Source organism: Rhodococcus sp. 14-2470-1a, assembly GCF_002259425.1.
GTDB classification, from domain to species: Bacteria; Actinomycetota; Actinomycetes; order Mycobacteriales; family Mycobacteriaceae; genus Rhodococcoides; species Rhodococcoides fascians_E.
The window spans coordinates 1-20503 of sequence record NZ_NPFZ01000007.1 but is presented as its reverse complement, the minus strand read 5'-3'; the positions used below and the strand labels follow the sequence as shown (position 1 = coordinate 20503).

The window sequence follows — 20503 nt, the reverse complement described above, 5'->3', positions numbered from 1 at the left end:
CGCGCGATTGGGTTCGGTCAACAGACCATTCGGGTAGGCTTCCGTGCATGGCCCTCGGCGTCGACTACGTACATCAGGATTGCTCGATGGCACGTGCGCTCGAACTCGTCGGCGAGCGCTGGACGCTTCTCATCGTGCGTGACTCGCTGTTCGGTGTACGACGGTTCTCGGACTTCCAGACCCATCTGGAGATGTCGAAGGCCGTCCTCACGCAGCGGCTCGCAGGCCTCGTCGACGCTGGATTGCTCGAGCGTGTACCTCACGGCGGCCGCGACGAATACGTTCCGACGACAGCGCTCGAGGGGTTGTGGCACGTGGTCTTCGCGCTGAACGACTGGGGCGGTACCCAGGTTCCGTCGCCGGGCGGTGCGCGTCGGGAATTCCTGCACGCAGACTGCGGCACCCTGCTGACCGGCCCCGGTCTGTGCACCCGTTGCGCGCTCGCGCCTGGCCCCCGCGATGTGCTGATGCGTCCCGGGCCCGGAATCGGTGGCACCGTGCGGCCGAACGCAGTGTCCGCGGCCTTGCGTTCGACGCGACGGTTGCTCGACCCGATCAGGTAGGGACGTTCGCCCCGTAACCCAGGTCGGTCAGTGCAGACTTGATCTTCCGCGCTGCCTCGTCCTGGGACTCGGCCGACGGACTCGGGTCCGCGCCGGAGATGTCGAAGTTCCCCATCTCGAACGCCGGGAACACGTGCAGGTGCAGATGCGGCACTTCCAGTCCGGCGATCAGGAACCCTGCCCGCGGCGCGTCGAAGCCCTGGACCACCGCTCGACCGATCTTCTGTGCAACCGACGTCAATTTGCCGAACACCGCGCCGTCGACGTCCTGCCACTGGTCGATTTCCTCGCGCGGCACGATCAGGGTGTGCCCCTGAGTGACGGGAGCGATGGTCAGGAACGCGACGACGTCGTCGTCCTCCCAGACGAATCGTCCCGGAATCTCTCCACTGATGATCTTGCTGAATACCGATGCCATGCGCCCAACCCTATGCGGCGTGCGGGACCCATGGGTCATTCCGCAGGCTCCACTCCGGCGGCACAGGAAACTGCCAGCTTGGATCCAGGCTGGTCGCAGGCAGGCAGACGAATCTGTGGTTCATGACATCGAACTCGCTACTCCGAGCAGGTGGCCGTGAGCCCAGCTCGTCCCCGGGTGACGCTGCGACGGCCGTCCTCGAGGTGGTCATTCCGGTCTACAACGAGGAGGCGGATCTCGAGCAGTGCATTCGTAGACTGCACACGCACCTCGAGGGCACCATTCCCTTCCGCGCCCGGATCACCATCGCAGACAACGCCAGCACCGACGCCACACTCGACGTCGCCCGGCGATTGGCGGCCGAGATCGACGGCGTGCACGTCCGCCACCTCGACGAAAAGGGACGTGGCCGAGCGCTGAAAGCGGTGTGGCTGGAGTCCGATGCCGACGTCGTTGCCTACATGGACGTCGATTTGTCCACGGATCTGAACGCGTTGATGCCTCTGATCGCTCCGCTGCTGTCCGGGCACTCCGATCTCGCGATCGGTTCACGCTTGAGCCGATCGTCGCGGGTGGTGCGCGGAGCGAAGCGTGAATTCATCTCTCGCAGTTACAACATCATCCTGCGTACCTCGCTGCGTGCGCGGTTCTCCGACGCGCAGTGCGGCTTCAAGGCGATGCGCACCGATGTCGCGCGGACACTGTTGCCGCTCGTGGAGGACAACGGCTGGTTCTTCGACACCGAACTGCTCGTCATCGCCGAGAAAGTGGGTCTGCGGATTCACGAGGTGCCGGTCGATTGGGTCGACGACCCCAACAGCAGCGTGAACATCGTCGACACCGCCGTGAAGGACCTCGAAGGATGCTGGCGAGTGGGCCGAGCATTGGCGTCGGGCGCATTGCCGGTCGCGGAGTTGCGCAAGAGTCTCGGACGGGAGCCGCTCGTGGCCGGAGTACCGCACGGAATGGTCGGGCAATTGGTCCGATTCGGAATCATCGGCGTCGCAAGCACGGTCGCCTACGCGCTGCTGTATCTGATTCTGCACCCGCTCATCGGTGCACAGGCCGCCAACTTCCTCGGATTGTTGATCACCGCCGTCCTCAACACGGCGGCGAACCGGGCCTTCACGTTCGGAATACGTGGGGCCGAGAATGCCGGCCGGCACCAACTGCAGGGGCTGTTGGTGTTCGGCTTCGCACTGCTGGTCACCAGTGGTTCACTCGCCGCACTGCACGCCGCGGCACCCGACGTGTCGCGGCACGTCGAACTCTCGGTGCTCGTCGTTGCGAATCTCGTTGCAACGGTGTGCCGGTTCGTTGCCCTTCGTTGGGTGTTCCGTACCAAGGAGGACGCGTAGAAATGACGACGCTGATGCAACGACCCGTGGAGGAACCGACCCAGCAGACGCACTCTCGATGGGAATGGATCGGTCTTGCAGTGCTGTTGGTGGGTACGGCCGTGGCCTACATCTGGGGCCTCGGCGCGTCCGGTTGGGCGAACTCGTTCTACTCCGCGGCAGTGCAGGCCGGTTCGGTGTCCTGGAAAGCGTTCTTCTTCGGCTCGTCGGACGCGGCAAATTCCATCACCGTCGACAAACCACCCATGTCGTTGTGGTTGATGTCGTTGTCGGTTCGAGTCTTCGGACTCAGCTCCTGGGCGATGCTGATTCCGCAAGCACTGCTGGGTGTCGGTTCGGTCGCGCTTCTGTGGGCGACCATTCGTCGTCAGTTCGGTTCCGCCGCCGGTCTCCTCGCCGGACTGACCCTCGCAGTCACTCCCGTTGCGGCACTGATGTTCCGCTTCAACAATCCCGACGCTCTGCTGGTGCTGCTGATGATCGCCGCGGTGTGGGCATCGATGCGGGCCGTCGAGAACGGGCGTACTCGGTGGCTCGTGCTCACCGGAGTGTTCGTCGGGTTCGGGTTCTTGACCAAGCAGCTCCAGGTGATGCTCGTCATTCCGCCGATCGCGTTGATGTACCTCGCTTTCGGCCGGCCGAAGTTGGTCACCAGGCTGATGCAGCTCTTTGCCGCATTGGGCGCGGCGATCGTGTCGGCCGGCTGGTGGCTACTCGTCGTCGAACTGTGGCCGGCGTCGTCACGGCCCTGGATCGGGGGCTCGCAGGACAACTCCATCCTCGAACTGACCCTCGGATACAACGGTCTCGGCCGCCTCAACGGTGAGGAAACCGGAAGCGTGACCCCGGGTGGCGGCGCTGCCGGTGGCCCGGGCGGCGGTGCAGGAGGTGGCATGTGGGGTGAAACCGGCATCACGCGCATGTTCGACTCCTCGCAGGGCGGTCAGATCGCATGGCTCATCCCGTCGGCGCTGATCCTGTTGGTCGTCGGCCTCGTGATCCGCGGACGTGTTCGCCGCACCGATCCTCAGCGCGCGGCCTTGACGGTATGGGGCCTGTGGTTGCTGGTCACCGGTCTGACGTTCAGCTTCATGGCGGGCATCTTCCACTCCTATTACACGGTGGCACTGGCACCTGCTGTGGCAGCACTGATCGGCGCGGGCAGCGTGCTGGCGTGGCGCAACCGCGAGCGGTACTGGGTGCGCATCGCAATGGCAGTGTCGACCCTCGCCGCCGTGGCGACAGCCTGGGTTCTGCTCGGCCGCAGTGCGGACTTCGTGCCGTGGCTTCGGTGGGCGATCCTCGTCGTCGGCGTCCTCGGCGCGGTCACACTGCTCATCCCGGCGATGACACGTGGAAAACTTTCTGTCGCAGCCATTCTCGCAGTGATGTTCGCGGGCCTTGCGGGCCCGACCGCGTACGCACTCGACACCATCGCGACCCCGCACACCGGATCCATCGTCTCGGCCGGGCCGTCGACAGGAATGGGCGGTCCAGGCGGTATGGGCGGTGGCCGCGGAATGGGCGACGGCCGGATCCGCGACGGTCAATCTCGGATGCAGGGCTTCCCGATGCAGGACGGTCAGATGCCTGCAGGGCTTCCCGGCGGTGGCATGGGCGGGGCCGGTGGACTCCTCAGCGGCAGCACCCCGACCGAGGCGATCACCTCGTTGCTCGAACACGACGCAGACTCCTACACCTGGGTCGCGGCAGCCATCGGATCCAACAGTGCGTCGGGTTATCAGCTGGCGACCGAGGACCCCGTCATGGCGATCGGCGGATTCAACGGCACCGACCCGTCGCCGACGCTCGAGCAGTTCAAGGAGTACGTGGCCAACAGTGAGATCCACTACTTCATCGCAGGTGGAGGGATGGGTGAGTCCAGTTCCGGCACGTCCGCCGAGATCTCCGAGTGGGTCGCGGCGAATTACACGGCCACTACCGTCGACGGTGTGACGTTGTACGACCTGAGCTGACCATCTTTTTCTCCGATGGGAGTCGAGCCGATAGTCTGATGCACTGTGCGCGTACTCGTAATCGGTTCAGGTGCTCGTGAGCACGCCCTTCTCCTTGCGCTGAGCAAGGACCCTAAGGTCAGCAAACTGCTGGTCGCTCCCGGCAATGCAGGCACGGCGTCTATCGCCGAGCAGCATCCCGTCGACGTGGCGTCGGGTGCAGCGGTGACCGAGCTGGCTCGCAAGGTCGAGGCAGATCTCGTGGTCATCGGTCCCGAGGTCCCGCTCGTGCTGGGTGTTGCCGATGCTCTGCGTGAGGCCGGTATCGCCACGTTCGGACCGTCGGCCGACGCTGCTCGAATCGAAGGTTCCAAGGCGTTCGCCAAGGACGTCATGGCGGCAGCGGGTGTGCGGACGGCGCACAGTGAAATCGTCGACTCGCCGGCGAAGCTCGACGAAGCTCTCGATCGTTTCGGCCCCAACTGGGTCGTCAAGGACGACGGGCTCGCGGCGGGCAAGGGCGTCGTGGTCACCACCGATCGCCTCGCGGCCCGCGATCACGCTGCCGAGTTGCTCGAGACCGGGCATCCGGTGTTGCTGGAATCGTTCCTCGACGGACCCGAGGTGTCGCTGTTCTGCCTCGTCGACGGCGAGACAGTGGTTCCGCTTCTTCCGGCGCAGGATCACAAGCGCGTCGGCGACGGGGACACCGGTCCCAACACCGGTGGCATGGGCGCCTACACCCCGCTTCCGTGGCTGCCCGAGTCCGTCGTTCAGCAGATCGTCACCGAGGTGGTCGAGCCCGTTGCCGCCGAGATGGTGCGGCGTGGCTCACCGTTCTCCGGTCTGCTGTACGCGGGACTGGCGATCGGATCGCAAGGACCGGCAGTCGTCGAATTCAACTGCCGCTTCGGCGATCCCGAGACCCAAGCGGTGCTCGCCTTGTTGGACTCCCCGCTGGGCGAGGCCCTGAACGCAACGGCCACCGGCACGCTCGACTCGCTCGAGCCGCTGCAGTGGAAGAACGGCTCGGCCGTGACCGTGGTGGTCGCAGCCGAGAACTACCCCGGCCGTCCGCGTACGGGCGACGTCATCACGGGTGCGGATGCCGACGGTGTTCTCCACGCAGGCACCGCGCACAAGGACGGCGCAGTCGTCTCCGCCGGCGGCCGCGTGCTCAGCGTCGTCGGTTCGGGCGCGGACCTGGCGGAGGCCAGAGCGGACGCCTACGCCAAAATCGACGCAATCAAATTGCCGGGCAGTCACTACCGCACCGACATCGGCCTCGCCGCGCTCGAAGGGCGCATCTCACTCTGAGGACCCGATCCTGATGCTCCACTATCGAGTCGAATGCGCAGAAAACCGCGTATCCGTCGAAGGAATGGAGCGTCAGGCACCCCTGCTGCGCTGACGAGAACGCCTGTGGATGAACCGGTTACAACTCGAGCGGCTCGATCCGTGCCCGCGCACGGATGTCGTCCGGGGTGACCGAGGCAAGGGCGTCGAGGTAGGCCACCGAGAAAGATCCGGGCCCCGACGACGTGTGTTCCGCCACCTCCGCTGCCACCGCCACGTGCGTGTGTGCGGCGGTGAGTCCGGTCAGCGCATCCGGGGTGACGCCCAGGTAGGCAGCGACGAGTGCGCCCAGCGAGCATCCCGTTGTCGTGACCTTGGTCAGAAGGGGACTGCCACCGGCGACCGTGAGGCCCACTGGACCGCTGCTGCCGCGCCCGACGAGGTAGTCGATCGGTCCGGAGGCGGACACCGCGTCAGCGTGGTCGAGTAATGCGATCGCGGCCGGTACGGCGTCTTTCGAATCGACCGAGCTGTCGACTCCGCGTGTCGAGCTGCCCAGGCCTGCGAGTGCGACGATCTCGGAAGCGTTGCCGCGGACAGCCGTCGGGCGCCGGGTGAGCAGGTCGGCAGCCAGGGACGTGCGCCACGGAAGACCGCCGACGCCGACGGGGTCGAGTACCCAGGGTGTTCCGGCTGCCACCGCGCCGTCGGCGGCGAGAACGAAGGCCTCGGCAGTGCCGTCGTCGGGGGTGCCGAGATTGATCAGTACCCCACCTGCGATCGCGGCGAATGCGGCAGCTTCGTGCACGTTGTCGATGTGTGCGTTGCTCGCACCCGCCGCCAGGAGGACGTTGGTGACGAAGTTCGCCGAGACGACGTTGGTGAGTGACTGAACCAACGGGGTCGTCTCGCGCAGTGCGTCGAGGGCATCGGCGACGGTGTGTGCGGTGGGGTGTGTCATGCGAATCGACCTCGGATGGTTGGGCAGGCGTACCCCACGAACGTAGCGATAACCTCGATCGCGTGCGTACTCCGTCTTCCAGGTCCGAGATTCAGCCCTTTCACGTCATGGATGTGTTCAAGGCTGCTGCTGTGAGAGCTCGAACGCATGGGGACGTGCTGTCGCTTGCTGCGGGGCAACCGTCGACGCCTGCGCCGGCACCGGTGCTGAGGGCTGCTCGGGAGGCCCTGGACGGTCATCTGCTCGGGTACACGGAAACTCTCGGCATTCTGCCGCTTCGGGAAGCGATCGCGGCGTATCACTCGGCGGAGTCGAACATCGACGTGCACCCCGACGAGGTCGTGGTGACGACTGGATCGTCCGGCGCGTTCACGTTGCTGTTCCTCGCTGCGTTCGATGTCGGTGACACGGTGGTCATGGCCCGTCCGGGGTATCCCGCGTACCGGAACACTCTCGCTGCCCTCGGCTGCCGCGTGGTCGAGCTGGACTGTGGCGCCGAATCGCGATTCCAGCCGACCGTCGCGATGCTCGAAGAACTCCCCGAGCCGCCGAAGGGCCTGATCATCGCCGGTCCCGCCAACCCGACGGGAACGGTCGTCGACGCCGACGAGTTGGCCGCGATCGCCCGGTGGTGCGAGGCCAACGGAACCCTGCTGATCTCCGACGAGATCTACCACGGTATTTCCTACGGGGACGTGACGACGTCGAGCGCGTGGGAGACCTCGCGCACCTCGTCGGTCGTCATCGGATCGGTGTCCAAGTACTTCTCGATGACGGGGTGGCGGCTCGGGTGGATGCTGCTGCCGTCGCACCTGCACCGCGCGGTGGAGCGCCTGGCGTCGAACATGACCGTGTGCCCGCCTGCGATCTCGCAGGTAGCGGCCGTCGCGGCGTTCACCGAGGAGTCGCGCGCCGAGCTCGACGGTCACGTCCGGCGCTACGCCGTCAACCGGCGGATCCTGCTCGACGGATTGACCGCGGCCGGTGTCACCGACCTGGCGCCCGCCGATGGAGCGTTCTACGCCTACGCGGACATCGGTCACCTGACGCAGGACTCACGGGCGTGGTGCGAGCGCATCCTCGCCGAGACCGGTGTGGCTCTCGCCCCCGGCGTGGATTTCGACACCGTGCACGGCCACCACACCGTCAGGTTCTCGTTCGCCGGAACCACCGAGCACGTCGAAGAGGCGCTGACTCGCCTCGCGCCTGTGCTCTAGAGCCGGCTCAGGGCATCCTCGATGTCGGATCGTGAGACGTCTCGGTGGGTGACGAATCGTGTTCGTCCGACGACGCCGACCGCGGCTATCCCGAGATCGGCGAGCTCCGCGACGGTCAGTGGTCCGTCGGCGAGAACGATGTTGGTCTGGGGTTCGTCGACGGTCCAGCCGCGTTCGCGGAGACCGTCGGCGAGGAGACGGGCATGGGCGTGGTCGTCGGCGAGGGAGTCGACGGTGTCCAATGCCACCAGGCTCGCCGCGGCGAGTACTCCGCCCTGGCGAACTCCTCCGCCGAGCATCTTGCGGATGCGCCTGGCCTCGGTGATGCGGGCGGCGTCGGAAACGAGCATCGAACCCACCGGTGCACCCAATCCCTTGGACAAGCACACCTGGACGGTGTCGGCGCCGCGCGTCAGATCCGAGACCGGGACTCCGAGCGCCACGGCCGCATTCCACACGCGTGCGCCGTCGAGGTGCACCGACAGGCCCCTCTCGCGGGCCGCGGCCAGCAGGGCAGTCCATTCCTCGGCGTCGAACACGGCCCCGCCGGCGAAATTGTGGGTGTTCTCGAGGCACAGCAGCGTCGTGGTCAACGTGAAGTACGGGCCGTCGGACACCGCTGCGGCGACGGTCTCGGGCGTCGGGCGTCCCGGTCCCGCGTCGTGCGGCAGGATTCGAGGGATGCCTTGGGCGAGCCACGCGGCCGTGCCCAACTCGGAGTCGAGGACGTGCGCGTGTTCCGGCGCGAGGAATGCGTCACCTCGCCTCAGGTGCATCATCAGCGCGATCAGATTTCCCATCGATCCGCTGGGCACCCACAGCGCACTCTCGTACCCGAGAACGTCCGCAACACGCTCCTCCAGCCGGGCCATGGTGGGGTCGTGGTCGAGAACATCGTCGCCCACCTCGGCGTCGTACATCGCCTGCCGCATCTCCGGCGAAGGCCGCGTCACGGTGTCCGAACGGAGGTCGATGGTCGAAAAGTGCATGATCTTCAGGATTCCACACCGTTTACCCCAGAAGAACCGACGCGGGCTGGCACCATGATTCGAATGTCAGCAGGCCACACCGATTCGCCGAGCAAGGCGTCGGGTGCGACCCCGAAAGGGGAGCGTCGACGGCACGCACTGGCGTGCGCAGCGGCAGATCTGCTGGTGGAAGGCGGATTCGACGCGGTGCGTCACCGTTCCGTTGCCGCGAAAGCAGGACTGCCACTGGCGTCGACGACCTATTATTTCGAGTCGCTGGGTGATCTGATCGCCTGTGCCGTGGAGCTTCTGGGGACACGGGAACTCGAAGTGATGCGCGGCCGGATCGATTCGTTGGGAGACCTGGCGCACGACACCGATTCGACGGTCGCCCTGATCGTCGACCTCCTCATCGGGCCCCAGGGCGCGGTCGACGACGGTCCCGAACGCCTGATCGCGCGATACGAGCGTTTCATCGCCTCCGCCCGTCATCCGCAGCTCCGCGAAGTTCAGCTGCGGCTGCGCGCGCAGACCGACGACCTACTGACCGACGTCCTGCGCAGATCCGGTCGAATCGTGCAGGAGCAGCAACTCCGCCGCCTCGTCGCTGTAGTCGACGGGGCGGTGGTCGGAGCTCTCGGCGAAGTCGACCCGGAACCGCGGGCCATGGCGTCGTCGATGCTTCTCGCAGTCCTCGACGTTCTCGCTCCTGCCGGGGCTAGCTAGACTGGGCAGTCGTGACCATTCCGAATGTCCTCGCCACCCGTTACGCCAGCCCCGAACTGGTGGACCTCTGGTCTCCGGAACACAAGATCGTGCTCGAGCGCCAGCTCTGGATCGCGGTCCTCAAGGCTCAGTCCAGCCTGGGAGTCGACGTTCCGTCCTCCGCCGTCGCAGATTACGAACGCGTGCTGGATCAGGTGGACCTGCAGTCCATCGCCGAGCGCGAGCGCGTGACGCGCCACGACGTGAAGGCACGCATCGAGGAGTTCAATGCTCTGGCCGGCCACGAGCACATCCACAAGGGTCTGACCAGCCGCGACCTGACCGAGAACGTCGAGCAGCTGCAGATTCTGCGGTCCCTCCAGCACATCCACGCACACGGTGTCGCCGTCGCAGCGAGGCTCGCGGAGAAGGCGGCCGAGTACTCGTCGATCGTGATGGCGGGAAGAAGCCACAACGTCGCAGCCCAGGCGACAACGCTCGGCAAGCGTTTCGCATCCGCCGCGGACGAGACGCTGATCGCTCTGGTCCGCCTGCAGGAACTGATCGCGCGCTACCCGCTTCGCGGAATCAAGGGCCCGATGGGCACCGCGCAGGACATGCTCGATCTGTTCGGCGGCGACTCGGCCAAGCTGACCGCGCTCGAGCGGATCGTCGCCGATCACCTCGGTTTCCGGCACGTCCTGACGAGCGTCGGTCAGGTGTATCCGCGTTCCCTCGATCACGAGGTCGTCTCTGCACTCGTCCAGCTCGGTGCGGGACCTTCGTCGTTCGCACACACCGTTCGGTTGATGGCGGGCCACGAGCTGGTCACCGAGGGCTTCCAGCCGGGCCAGGTGGGGTCGTCGGCGATGCCGCACAAGATGAACACCCGCTCCTGCGAGCGCGTCAACGGTCTGCAGGTCGTGCTCCGCGGGTACGGATCGATGGCCGCCGAACTCGCCGGTGCACAGTGGAACGAAGGCGACGTCTTCTGCTCTGTCGTCCGCCGAGTGGCACTTCCCGACGCGTTCTTCGCCATCGACGGCATGATCGAGACGTTCCTGACCGTGCTCGACGAGTTCGGCGCGTACCCGGCCGTCATCGCCAAGGAACTGCAGCGCTACTTGCCGTTCCTGGCCACGACGAAGGTGCTCATGGCCTCCGTGCGTGCCGGCGTCGGCCGTGAGACGGCGCACGAGGCCATCAAGGAACACGCGGTGGCCGTCGCGCTCGCGATGCGGGAGCAGGGCCAGGAGCCCGACCTGCTCGATCGCCTGGCGGCCGACGATCGGATTCCGCTGGATCGGGATGCGCTCGACGCCGCCCTCGCGGACAAGTCCGCATTCATCGGATCTGCGGAAGCACAGGTGGCGGCCGTCGTCTCCGATGTGGAGACGCTCGTCAGCCAGTTCCCGTCGGCAGCGAAGTACTCGCCGTCACCGATTCTCTAGGACACCGGGAAGGTCTGCGACCGAGCCGATGACGTGGTTCGGTTGCAGGCCGAATTCCTGCTTGGATCGGCGGTCGAGCACGTCCTGCTGGAACTTCCCGGTGCGGACGAGCACACCCGTCATACCCACGACCTGAGCCGCCAGCACGTCGTTGTCCAGGTCGTCGCCGACCATCACGACATCCACCGGGTCGACGCCCATGCGCTCGGCAGCAGTCTGGAATCCGAGCGGTGCGGGCTTGCCGATGGCTTTCGCCGTGTGCCCCGACGCCTTCTCCATCCCCGCCAGGTACATCCCGGTGTCGATGCGTAGACCGGCACCCGTCGTCCACATCAGGCTTCGGTGCATCGCAACGACGGGAATTCCTCGGCAGAGCCAGTCGTAGACGCGACTGAGGCGTTCGTGGGTGAATTCGGGACCCGCGCCGCCGACGACCACGACGTCCGGATCGCCGTCGCCCTCGTCGACGAATTCGATGCCCGGCATGTCCCCGGCGATGTCCCCGTTGTTGATCAGGACCGTGCGCGCCCCAGGGTAGGTCTGACGCAGGTAATCGGCCGTCAAGGACGACGCGGTCACGATCTCGTCGGCGTGGACCGGCAGGCCTGCTTCGGTCAACGCGTCGGCGATCTGGGATCTGGTCTTCGACGTGGTGTTGGTGAGGAAAGCGCGTGCGATGTCCTTGCTGTCCAGATAGTCCAGTGCCTCGGCAGCACCTGGAACGGGCTGCCACGACGTGACCAGCACGCCGTCTATGTCGAAGAGAACCCCGCCCAACAATCCCATGGCCGAACTCTAGTCGGGGCGCAAGGAGGTCGCAGTCTCTGCCTAGACTGGCGAAGTATGAATCCGTACACGATCTTCGCCGAAATCATTGCCGGGAACGCCGAATCCAGCCTCGTGTACTCCGACGATGTCGCGGTGGCGTTCATGGATATCCGACCGGTCACCAGAGGCCACGTCCTGGTCGTTCCCAGGCAACAAGCGAGGTCCCTCGCCGAACTCGAGCCCGACGTGGGGGCACACCTGTTCGTCGTCGGGCAGAAAGTCGCGGCCGCGCTGCGGGCGACGAATCCGCGTATCGCGGGCGTCAACTTCTTCCTCGCCGACGGAGAAGTGGCGGGTCAGGAGATCTTCCACGTCCACCTGCACGTCATCCCGCGGACCGTAGGGGACGGTTTCGGTCTTCGGGCGCGTCCGACGTCGCCGCAACGCTCCGAACTCGACGCGCAGGCAGGCGACATCTCTCGCGCATTGGGTGCCGCGGGTAGGTAAGCCGTGCCTGTGTAAGGTGTACCTAATTCGAGTAGGACAGGTATTCCGGGAGCACCACGATGACGACGGTAGTGAAGGCGGGTGACTCCGGAGACCCGGAAGCGCCTGTCGCAGGCCGGCTCGAGACGCCGAGCACTCCCGGAGGGCTTGCCAAGACCAACGCCAGACGCACCGCGGGTCTTGTCGTCGTCATCGCGCTCCTTGCAGCGATCTGCCTGCTCAGCATCGCCGTCGGTACCAAGTACATTCCACTGAACGAGGTGTGGAACGGACTGTTCGCGTACGACGACTCGAACAACGCCGTCATCATTCGCGAACTCCGAGTCCCGCGAACGGTTCTCGGTCTCATCGTGGGAATCGCACTCGGCGTCAGTGGAGCGCTGATCCAGGCCATGACCCGTAATCCCTTGGCGGACCCGGGGATTCTCGGTGTCAACGCCGGAGCTGCGTTCTTCGTGGCCCTCGCGGTCGGTGCGCTCGGCTTCACCGGTATCTGGTCCTACATCTGGTTCGCGTTCCTCGGTGCGATTCTGGCCACGGTCGCGGTCTACGCGCTCGGGTCCATGGGACGAGCAGGCGCGACGCCGATTAGATTGACTCTGGCCGGAATTGCGCTGGCCGCGGTTCTCGGCGGTATCACCTCCGGCATGCTCCTGCTCGACCCGGAGGCGTTCGACAAGATGAGATTCTGGGGCGCAGGTTCGCTGTCCGGTCGAGGCCTCGACATCTCGTTCGCCATCGGACCTTTCGTACTCGTCGGACTGATCCTCGCCCTCGTCATCGCACGGCCGCTGAACGCAATCGCCCTGGGCGACGACCTGGCTCAATCCCTCGGTGCGAAAGTCACCCACACCCGCACCATCGGCATCGTCGCCGTCACGTTGCTCGCCGGCGCCGCCACCGCAGCCGCAGGCCCCATCGGCTTCGTCGGACTGATGATCCCGCACATGGTCCGCTGGTTCGTCGGGCCCGACCAACGCTGGATCCTGCTCTACACCGTCGCGGCCGCGCCCTGCCTGCTGCTGTTGTCCGACGTCGTCGGTCGTCTCGTCATCCGGCCGGGTGAACTGCAGGTCGGCATCGTCACCGCCTTCGTCGGCGCTCCGGTCCTCATCCTTCTGGTTCGACGCAAGAAGGTGAGTGGGCTGTGAGCACGGTGGATTTCGGTCGGCGAGTTCGTATTCTGCGTCTCGCCGACGACGAGGTCAGTGGACGCATCGACGTCAGGACCGTGGTGGTGTGTGCCGTTCTGGTCGCACTGTCGCTGGTGGTGTCGGTCGTTGCACTCGGGTCGGGTGATTACTACATTCCGCCGGGCGAGGTTCTGCAGGCGCTGTTCTCCGATGCGCCGCGGTTCACCGAACTGGTGGTGATGGAGTGGCGGTTCCCTCGTGTCGCGCTCGCACTGTTGCTCGGTGGCGCCCTGGGGGTGTCGGGGGCGATCTTTCAGTCCTTGACACGAAATCCTCTGGGAAGCCCGGACATCATCGGGTTCGACACGGGTGCGTACACCGGTGCGTTGATCGTCATCCTGACGCTCGGCGGTGGCTACTACCAGACCGGAGCGGGAGCGCTGATCGGCGGAATCTGCACGGCTGCAGTGGTGTATCTGCTGGCGTTCAAGAAGGGTGTGCAGGGGTTTCGGCTGATTATCGTGGGAATCGCCATCAGCGCCGTGCTCGCGTCGGTCAACACGTGGCTGATCATCAAGGCCGATCTCGCCGACGCCATGGCCGCGGCCGTGTGGGGTGCGGGCAGTCTCAACGGGCTGGGGTGGGCGCAGGTCGGACCCGTCGTGCTGGTTCTGGTGGTTCTGACGCCTGCCATCGCGGTCGTCGGCAAGAGATTGCCGATGCTCGAGATGGGCGACGACGCAGCCAAGGCCCTCGGTATCAGCGCCGAGCCGACACGGTTGATCCTCATGGTGCTCGGCGTTGCGCTGACGGCGCTGGTGACCGCGGCCGCAGGTCCCATCTCGTTCATCGCGCTCGCCGCCCCTCAGCTGGTTCGACGGCTGACCAGAACGGCAGGGGTCGCGTTGCTGCCGTCGGCGGTCATGGGCGCGTTTCTGTTGGTGCTCAGCGACTTCGCGGCTCAGCGTCTGTTCGCGCCGACGCAGTTGCCCGTCGGCGTCGTCACGGTGTCCATCGGCGGCGCGTACTTCGTCTGGTTGTTGGCTCGGGAAGGTAGAAAACAGTGATGTCGAATACGGGGACTCGGGTGCGGGCCAAGGCCCGGCTGTACGCCGACAACGTGACCATCGGGTACGACAAACGCGTCATCAGCGAGAACCTCTCCGTCGAGATTCCCGACGGCAAGTTCACCGTCATCGTCGGACCCAACGCGTGTGGAAAGTCGACGCTTCTGCGTGCGCTGTCGCGGCTGCTGAAGCCCGAGGCAGGCACCGTCCTGCTCGACGGCAAGGCCATCAGCTCCTATCCGGCGAAGGAAGTCGCACGTCGGCTCGGGCTGTTGCCCCAGACATCGATCGCACCCGACGGCATCTCCGTCGCGGATCTGGTTGCGCGAGGACGATACCCGCATCAGAAGCTGATCAAGCAGTGGTCGAGGGACGACGAGGCCGCCGTGGTGTTCGCGATGAACGCGACCGGGGTGACCGAACTGTCCGGCCGGCTCGTCGACGAGTTGTCCGGCGGACAGCGTCAGCGAGTGTGGGTTGCGATGGTGTTGGCGCAGCAGACCCCGTTGATGCTGTTGGACGAGCCGACGACGTTCCTCGACATCGCGCATCAGATAGATCTGCTGGAACTGTGCTCCCAGCTCAACCGCGAGCAGGGAAACACCATGGTCGCGGTGCTCCACGACCTCAATCACGCCTGCCGCTACGCCGATCACATCATCGCGATGAAGAACGGTGAGGTGGTGACCAGCGGGCGTCCGGCGGAGGTCATCACGGCGGAACTCGTCGAGTCCGTCTTCGGGTTGCCGTGCCGCATCATCGAAGATCCCGAGTCGCACACTCCGTTGGTCATTCCGCTGGCGCGAGTTGGTCGGCCTAGACATTTGGACATGAAGATAGGTTAGGCTTAGCTGGTTGATCCCTCGACTGACTAAGGACGGCACGTGCCCAAGGTGAACAGCGCTCGCGACGTGGTGGACATTCTCGGCGTCGGATACGGCCCATCGAACCTGGGGCTGGCCATCGCGCTGGCCGAACGCAACGAAGCGGTGTCCGAGAGCGAACAGATCACGTCTGCTTTCGTCGAGCGTCAACCGGAGTTCACGTGGCACCCGGGAATGCTCCTTCCAGATGCCACGATGCAGATTTCTTTTCTCAAGGATCTCGCGACGCAGCGGAACACTCGCAGCGAGTACACATTCCTTGCCTACCTCCGGCAGCGAGATCGATTGAACCACTTCATCAACTTGCAGACGTTCTTTCCCTCGCGCATCGAATTTCACGACTACCTGCGGTGGTCGGCCGACAAAGTCGACGCGGACGTGTTGTACGGGAGCACGGCCACCGAGGTGTCGTGGAACGGTGAGCTGTTCGAGGTACGCGTCAGTGGCGCGGAAGGTGATGGCCTACTGCGTGCTCGCAACGTGGTGCTGGCAGGCGGACTGACGGCGACTCTGCCAGACGGAGTCACCTCGGGTGCACGTGTATTCCACAACCATCGTGTCCTCGATCATCTGGATTCGTTGCCGTCGACGCCCCATGGAAGATTCGTCGTCGTCGGTGCCGGTCAGAGCGCCGCCGAGGTCGTCGCTTACCTCCATGAGCGCTACTCGGACGCTGAGGTTCACGGTGTGTTCGGAAAGTACGGCTACAGCCCCGCCGACGACAGTCCCTACGCAAACCGGGTTTTCGATCCAGAGGCCGTGGACGATTTCTACGTCTCCACCCCCCAGCTCCGCGAGCAGTTGATCGCCTACCACCGAAGCACCAATTACTCAGCGGTGGATCTGCCTTTGATCGAGGAACTGTACAACCGCGAATACACCGAGCGAGTGACGGGCAGACGTCGATTGTTCGTCCGCGGTGCGTCCGAGGTGAGTGTCCCGCGAGAGACCGACGGTGGCGTGGAAGTTACTGTGTTGCACCGTCCGACGGGGCGCGAAGAAACGCTCACCTGCGACGCTGTGGTGTATGCGACGGGCTTTCGTCCGCTCGACCTCCACGGGATCCTCGGCACACTTGCCGACGACTGTGTATTCGCAACCGACGGCACGCCGGAAGTGGAGCGAGACTACCGGCTACGGACGTCGTCCCACATCACCGGCGGAATCTACCTGCAGGGTGGTACCGAGCACTCTCACGGACTCACATCATCCCTGTTGTCCAACATCGCCGTGCGATCCGGGGAGCTCGTGGATTCTTTCGAGTTGAGACGCTTCGCCCTCGTGAGCGGGAATCGATAGGGAGACTGCTCCAGTTGTTCGACGCTCCTTGTTCGATGTCGTTTCGAAGAAAGGTTGGCCATGCGAGTGGTGATGTTCGGTTACCAGACCTGGGGGCACAAGACCCTGCAGTCCCTGATCGACTCCGTGCACGACGTGGTAGGTGTTGTCACGCATCCGACCAGCGACCAAGTGTACGAAAGCATCTGGGCCGATTCCGTCGAGGACCTGGCTCGCGAACACGACGTTCCCGTCCATCTTGCTCGCCGTCCGGATGCAACGATGCAGGAGCAGATCCAGGCCTGGAAGCCGGACATCATCGTCGCCAACAATTGGCGTACTTGGTTGCCGCCGGAAATTTTTGCCCACCCACCGCATGGAACGCTCAATCTCCACGACTCGCTGCTTCCGAGGTTCACTGGTTTCTCCCCGATTGCGTGGGCGCTGATCAGCGGTGCCGAGGAAGTAGGACTGACCGCGCACCGAATGGACGGCGAACTCGACACCGGTGACGTCCTCACCCAGGCTGCAATCCCGATCGGACCCCGAGACACTGCAACGGAGTTGGTACGGGCCACCATCGATCTGATTCCCGGCGTGCTGCTCGAAGCACTCGAGCGCATCGAGTCCGGCACCGCACAGTGGCGTCCCCAAGACCTCGCGCAACGCACCTTCTTTCACAAGCGGCACGAAACCGACAGTCTGATCGACTGGTCGTGGGAGGCGTCGGACATCGACCGGCTGGTGCGAGCGATGTCGGATCCGTACCCGAACGCGTTCACCTACTACCGCGGTGAGCGTATTTCGGTCGTACAGGCTCACGTATCGGAAGGCATCTACGGCGGGACGCCAGGCAGGGTGTTCATCCGCGAAGGCGACGGAATGGCCATCGTCGCCGGCCCCAACGCCCACCGTGGCCGTAATCACGCCCTCGTCATCGACCGTGTCCGAAGCAGCGACGGCACGGAATACTCTGCGCTCGAATACTTTCCGAGCGGCGGCGGGTACCTCACAGCCGATTCACGCTGAATCGGACAATCTATATCGGAAAGGTTTCACGTGGCGATCAAAGGATTGCAGCGCTTCTCCTACGCCGAGGTGGTGAGCGCGAAGCGTATTTCTCCCTCGCTCGTGCGCGTCGTATTCGGCGGCGACGGATTGGCCGACTACACATCGAATGGCACCGCTGACGAGTGCGTCTCGCTCTATTTTCCGGCCGAGGGCGAAGACAAGCCGCCGGCCATGACCGAGAAGGACGGCGACTGGGCCTATCACGACATCGACGAGGCTGAGCATCGCAACTACACGGTTCGGGTGTGGGACGCGACCGCCAAGGAAATGACGATCGACTTCGTCGCTCACGAGGGCGGAATCGCGGCGGCATGGGCCCTTGCGGCGACACCCGGTGACGTCATTGGATTATGGGGACCGCGCGGCTGGTACGACCCGCCCAGTGACACTGCATGGCAACTCCTCGTCGCCGACCTGACAGGATTGCCTGCTCTGTCCCGAGCCGTCGAAGAGTTGCCGGCCGGCTTTCCTGTCCGGGCAGTCGTGGAAGTCCTCGACGAAGGCGACAAGATCCCGATCGAGACGAGTGCGGACCTGAGCATCGAGTGGCTGATCGGCGGCAACGGACATTCGCCGTCGCAGCTGGCCGACGCCGTACGTGCCGAACGCCTTCCAGAGGGACCGGGCTATGTGTGGTTTGCGGGCGAAGCGGCTGCGAGCCGGGATGTGCGCAAGTACCTGCGCAAAGAACGAGGCTTCGGCAACGCGCAGTTCGAGACCATCGGGTACTGGCGCGTCAGGGCCGAGGAGTGGCTCCAGAAGTACGAAGCCGTCGAAGATCAGCTCCACAGTGAGTACCAGCAGCTGATCGACGCCGGAGTCGAAGAAGCAGATGCCGACAACCGCTGGGAGGAGATGCTCGAGGAGGCCGGGCTGTAACTGTCCTCGGTGGGTGCGCCAGAGATGTGCGTGCCCTCTTCGGCCACGGTGCCGCCCTCCAGGACCACGATTCGATCGCACACTCGTGCTCGCGAGAGCCGGAGGGCATGATCCGGGCGCGTACTTCCCGCCGTGCGACCTCCCACACAGCCGCACGAATCCGTGCAGCGCGTCCGGGAGCGGCTTGGACTGCCTTCACAGTGGGAAGCGCCGACAGGGTGGTGAGCACGCGTTCTTGCGAATCGTGATCCGCTGTGTCGGTGGTGTATCCGGGATCTCGAAGAAGGCTGGAATGTACTTGGTTGACTTCCACGCCGTCTTCACACTCGGCTGCGCTTGACGTCGGTCGCCGCGTCGAACCGTGCGGACAGCTCGATTCCCAGTGTTGCCACCGCGCTCTGCGACAGCCCGATGACGTCGAGCTCCACCGAACCATCGGTGACGGAAAAGCGGATCACGCAGCGGTACGCGGTCTCCACGCCCTCCCTCGAGCCTGGATCGGCGAGCTTTCCGACGGTGTTCGTCACGAGCACAATGGAATTGCTCGACTTCCGCAAGCTCCGCCGCCCGGCACGGTTGTGGTAGCGAAGCAACGAATACTGTCGTCGTTCGGCTTCGGACAACCCGCTGATGTACGGCCACGTTGCGGTGAACGGCCCGATCGCAGGTCGCGGTGATGCCATAGTCGTTTCGAGATCGACCGTCACCTCTGTCGAGTCTCTCTGTGCAACCTGGCGAAGAGACTCGGCGATGAGCTCCGGCAAGTCCGATGCCTCGACCGCCAGGTCAGCCCGGATGTGTGCATGATTGCCGTCGGACCACATGGTCGAATCGCCGAGCCGGCTGACACCGGTCGCATTGACCCAACGCTGCGCGAGTTCGCCGTCGAGGTTCTGTCCCGCGGTATCGACCGCTTCCAGCGCGGTCTCGAGTGACACAGTCGCCGAACCCTCGACGTGTCCGGTAAGAATACGGGCGATCTCGTGAACCGAGCCTCGGTCGGCAGCCGCGGCATGCGCAGCAACCAGTAACCAGCTCTGGGTGGGTGTGCTCCACGTTGCGATTGCCGCCGGTAGACCCTCCGTGATGCTGATCAACGATGCGACGCGAGAGGCTGCGGCGGAGTCACTGGTCTCCGGATCGAGTTCGACGACCTGCTTCGAAAGATCGACCGTTCCGGCGGGCGCGATCTCGGATGTCCACAGCCGACGGTTCAACGGCGAAACCCTCATCCGCAATGCATCGGTCCTGTTCACAAGCGAGACGAACGCGGACTGCAGTCCCGACAGAGCTGACCGGTCGATCGCGATCAGCTCGGTGTAGACCCAATCGTTCGGCTCGGCACCGGCCTCGCGGAGCCGTTCGAGCGTGGAAGAGGCACTGAGAGGAATCGGGTCTGCCGCGATCTCCGGAATGTCCAGGACCCCGGCCAGACCCGCGATCGTGCGCTTTTCGAAGACGTCTCGCACGGTGAAGTGCAAACCTTCACGGCGAGCTCTCGAGACGACGAGAATCGACGAGATGGAGTCGCCGCCGAGGCGGAAGAAGTCGTCGTCGATGGACAAGGGTGCATCGCTGGGTAGTCCGAGTACGTCGGTGAAGATGGTGGTGAGGGTGATTTCTGTTGCGGTGGTGGGTGCTGTTCCGCCGGTGAGGGCGGTGGTGAGGTCGGGTGTGGGGAGTGCTCGGTGGTCGAGTTTGCCGTTGGGGGTGACGGGGATGGTGGTGATGGGGATGAAGACGGTGGGGATCATGTAGTCCGGTAGCCGGTCGGTCAGAAATGCCCGCAGTTCCTCGGGGTCGATGGGGTCGCCGGTGTGATAGGCGGCGAGGTAGTGTCCGGCGCCGCCGGGGTGTTCGGCGGCGATGACGATGGCGGTGGAGACGGCGGGGTGGTGTTCGAGGACGGTGCGGATCTCGTCGAGTTCGATGCGGTAGCCGCGGATCTTGACCTGATCGTCGGTGCGTCCGAGGTAGTCGAGTTGCCCGTCGGTGTTCCAGCGGACGAGATCGCCGGTGCGGTA

General features: G+C 64.9%; 19 protein-coding genes. 14 read left to right on the top strand and 5 right to left on the bottom strand.

Going from position 1 to position 20503, the window contains the following annotated elements; genetic code table 11:
- Positions 1–47 precede the first annotated feature (47 nt).
- The gene (locus tag CH292_RS04110) at positions 48–563 is read left to right on the top strand and encodes a helix-turn-helix domain-containing protein (RefSeq protein WP_019663653.1); all 516 of its coding nucleotides are present in this window, start codon (positions 48–50) and stop codon (positions 561–563) included.
- Here the strand turns inward: CH292_RS04110 and CH292_RS04105 are convergent.
- Positions 556–981, bottom strand: a complete 426-nt coding sequence (locus CH292_RS04105) for an HIT family protein (protein ID WP_094654040.1) — start codon at positions 979–981, stop codon at positions 556–558. The genes CH292_RS04110 and CH292_RS04105 overlap by 8 nt on opposite strands.
- Positions 982–1103: 122 nt before the next feature.
- On the opposite strand from CH292_RS04105, the gene CH292_RS04100 reads away from it, so the two are divergent.
- Genes CH292_RS04100 through purD form a run of 3 tightly spaced genes read left to right on the top strand, consistent with a single transcriptional unit; the run spans position 1104 to position 5611 of the window.
- Complete coding sequence (locus CH292_RS04100; protein WP_094654039.1) at positions 1104–2339, top strand: bifunctional glycosyltransferase family 2/GtrA family protein; 1236 nt, start codon at positions 1104–1106, stop codon at positions 2337–2339.
- 2 nt (positions 2340–2341) lie between these two features.
- Positions 2342–4315, top strand: coding sequence for a glycosyltransferase family 39 protein (locus tag CH292_RS04095; RefSeq protein WP_094654038.1), 1974 nt, complete (start codon positions 2342–2344; stop codon positions 4313–4315).
- Positions 4316–4360: 45 nt separating this feature from the next.
- Entirely contained in the window at positions 4361–5611 is a 1251-nt protein-coding gene (gene purD / locus CH292_RS04090) for a phosphoribosylamine--glycine ligase (RefSeq protein ID WP_037163761.1), read from the top strand.
- Positions 5612–5729: 118 nt separating this feature from the next.
- On the opposite strand, the gene thiM is transcribed toward purD, so the two are convergent.
- Positions 5730–6551: a hydroxyethylthiazole kinase gene (gene thiM / locus CH292_RS04085; protein ID WP_094654037.1), complete on the bottom strand. Its 822-nt coding sequence runs from the start codon at positions 6549–6551 to the stop codon at positions 5730–5732.
- 62 nt (positions 6552–6613) lie between these two features.
- Here thiM and CH292_RS04080 point away from each other — a divergent pair, with 62 nt between their 5' ends.
- Positions 6614–7768 carry a pyridoxal phosphate-dependent aminotransferase gene (locus CH292_RS04080; protein WP_094654036.1) on the top strand — a complete coding sequence of 385 codons (1155 nt, stop codon included), beginning with the start codon at positions 6614–6616 and terminating at the stop codon, positions 7766–7768.
- On the opposite strand, the gene CH292_RS04075 is transcribed toward CH292_RS04080, so the two are convergent.
- A complete protein-coding gene (locus CH292_RS04075; RefSeq protein ID WP_094654035.1) occupies positions 7765–8757 on the bottom strand; it encodes a low specificity L-threonine aldolase in 993 nt (330 codons plus the stop codon). The genes CH292_RS04080 and CH292_RS04075 overlap by 4 nt on opposite strands.
- 54 nt (positions 8758–8811) lie before the next feature.
- On the opposite strand from CH292_RS04075, the gene CH292_RS04070 reads away from it, so the two are divergent.
- Entirely contained in the window at positions 8812–9462 is a 651-nt protein-coding gene (locus tag CH292_RS04070; RefSeq protein ID WP_094627260.1) for a TetR/AcrR family transcriptional regulator, read from the top strand.
- Between the two features lie 11 nt (positions 9463–9473).
- Positions 9474–10892, top strand: a complete 1419-nt coding sequence (gene purB / locus CH292_RS04065) for an adenylosuccinate lyase (protein WP_019663644.1) — start codon at positions 9474–9476, stop codon at positions 10890–10892.
- Here the strand turns inward: purB and CH292_RS04060 are convergent.
- Positions 10878–11678, bottom strand: coding sequence for an HAD-IIA family hydrolase (locus CH292_RS04060; RefSeq protein WP_019663643.1), 801 nt, complete (start codon positions 11676–11678; stop codon positions 10878–10880). The two genes, purB and CH292_RS04060, sit on opposite strands and share 15 nt — an antisense overlap.
- Before the next feature lie 57 nt (positions 11679–11735).
- On the opposite strand from CH292_RS04060, the gene CH292_RS04055 reads away from it, so the two are divergent.
- From CH292_RS04055 to CH292_RS04025, 7 genes are read left to right on the top strand one after another with little or no spacing between them, the layout of a single operon-like run.
- Positions 11736–12167 carry an HIT family protein gene (locus CH292_RS04055; protein WP_019663642.1) on the top strand — a complete coding sequence of 144 codons (432 nt, stop codon included), beginning with the start codon at positions 11736–11738 and terminating at the stop codon, positions 12165–12167.
- A gap of 59 nt (positions 12168–12226) precedes the next feature.
- Positions 12227–13318: an iron ABC transporter permease gene (locus CH292_RS04050; RefSeq protein WP_033190007.1), complete on the top strand. Its 1092-nt coding sequence runs from the start codon at positions 12227–12229 to the stop codon at positions 13316–13318.
- Complete coding sequence (locus CH292_RS04045; RefSeq protein ID WP_033190006.1) at positions 13315–14367, top strand: iron chelate uptake ABC transporter family permease subunit; 1053 nt, start codon at positions 13315–13317, stop codon at positions 14365–14367. Before CH292_RS04050 ends, CH292_RS04045 begins: the two co-directional genes overlap by 4 nt.
- On the top strand, positions 14367–15212 hold the full coding sequence (locus CH292_RS04040) for an ABC transporter ATP-binding protein (RefSeq protein ID WP_033190005.1): 846 nt from the start codon (positions 14367–14369) through the stop codon (positions 15210–15212). The genes CH292_RS04045 and CH292_RS04040 overlap by 1 nt, the downstream gene beginning before the upstream one ends.
- 39 nt (positions 15213–15251) lie before the next feature.
- Complete coding sequence (locus CH292_RS04035; protein ID WP_020113369.1) at positions 15252–16550, top strand: lysine N(6)-hydroxylase/L-ornithine N(5)-oxygenase family protein; 1299 nt, start codon at positions 15252–15254, stop codon at positions 16548–16550.
- A 60-nt stretch (positions 16551–16610) separates the two neighbouring features.
- On the top strand, positions 16611–17558 hold the full coding sequence (locus CH292_RS04030; RefSeq protein WP_094654034.1) for a methionyl-tRNA formyltransferase: 948 nt from the start codon (positions 16611–16613) through the stop codon (positions 17556–17558).
- A 30-nt stretch (positions 17559–17588) separates the two neighbouring features.
- Positions 17589–18479: a siderophore-interacting protein gene (locus CH292_RS04025; protein WP_094627263.1), complete on the top strand. Its 891-nt coding sequence runs from the start codon at positions 17589–17591 to the stop codon at positions 18477–18479.
- A gap of 320 nt (positions 18480–18799) precedes the next feature.
- Here CH292_RS04025 and CH292_RS04020 read toward each other — a convergent pair.
- Positions 18800–20503: phosphopantetheine-binding protein (locus CH292_RS04020; RefSeq protein ID WP_143545719.1), on the bottom strand; the 1704-nt coding region annotated here is incomplete at its 5' end.

Coding starts and splice junctions, on each gene's coding strand:
- CH292_RS04110 (WP_019663653.1), top strand. CDS start 48: ATGGCCCTCGGCGTCGACTACGTACATCAGGATTGCTCGATGGCACGT.
- CH292_RS04105 (WP_094654040.1), bottom strand. CDS start 981: ATGGCATCGGTATTCAGCAAGATCATCAGTGGAGAGATTCCGGGACGA.
- CH292_RS04100 (WP_094654039.1), top strand. CDS start 1,104: ATGACATCGAACTCGCTACTCCGAGCAGGTGGCCGTGAGCCCAGCTCG.
- CH292_RS04095 (WP_094654038.1), top strand. CDS start 2,342: ATGACGACGCTGATGCAACGACCCGTGGAGGAACCGACCCAGCAGACG.
- thiM (WP_094654037.1), bottom strand. CDS start 6,551: ATGACACACCCCACCGCACACACCGTCGCCGATGCCCTCGACGCACTG.
- CH292_RS04075 (WP_094654035.1), bottom strand. CDS start 8,757: ATGCACTTTTCGACCATCGACCTCCGTTCGGACACCGTGACGCGGCCT.
- CH292_RS04070 (WP_094627260.1), top strand. CDS start 8,812: ATGATTCGAATGTCAGCAGGCCACACCGATTCGCCGAGCAAGGCGTCG.
- CH292_RS04060 (WP_019663643.1), bottom strand. CDS start 11,678: ATGGGATTGTTGGGCGGGGTTCTCTTCGACATAGACGGCGTGCTGGTC.
- CH292_RS04055 (WP_019663642.1), top strand. CDS start 11,736: ATGAATCCGTACACGATCTTCGCCGAAATCATTGCCGGGAACGCCGAA.
- CH292_RS04050 (WP_033190007.1), top strand. CDS start 12,227: ATGACGACGGTAGTGAAGGCGGGTGACTCCGGAGACCCGGAAGCGCCT.
- CH292_RS04040 (WP_033190005.1), top strand. CDS start 14,367: ATGTCGAATACGGGGACTCGGGTGCGGGCCAAGGCCCGGCTGTACGCC.
- CH292_RS04030 (WP_094654034.1), top strand. CDS start 16,611: ATGCGAGTGGTGATGTTCGGTTACCAGACCTGGGGGCACAAGACCCTG.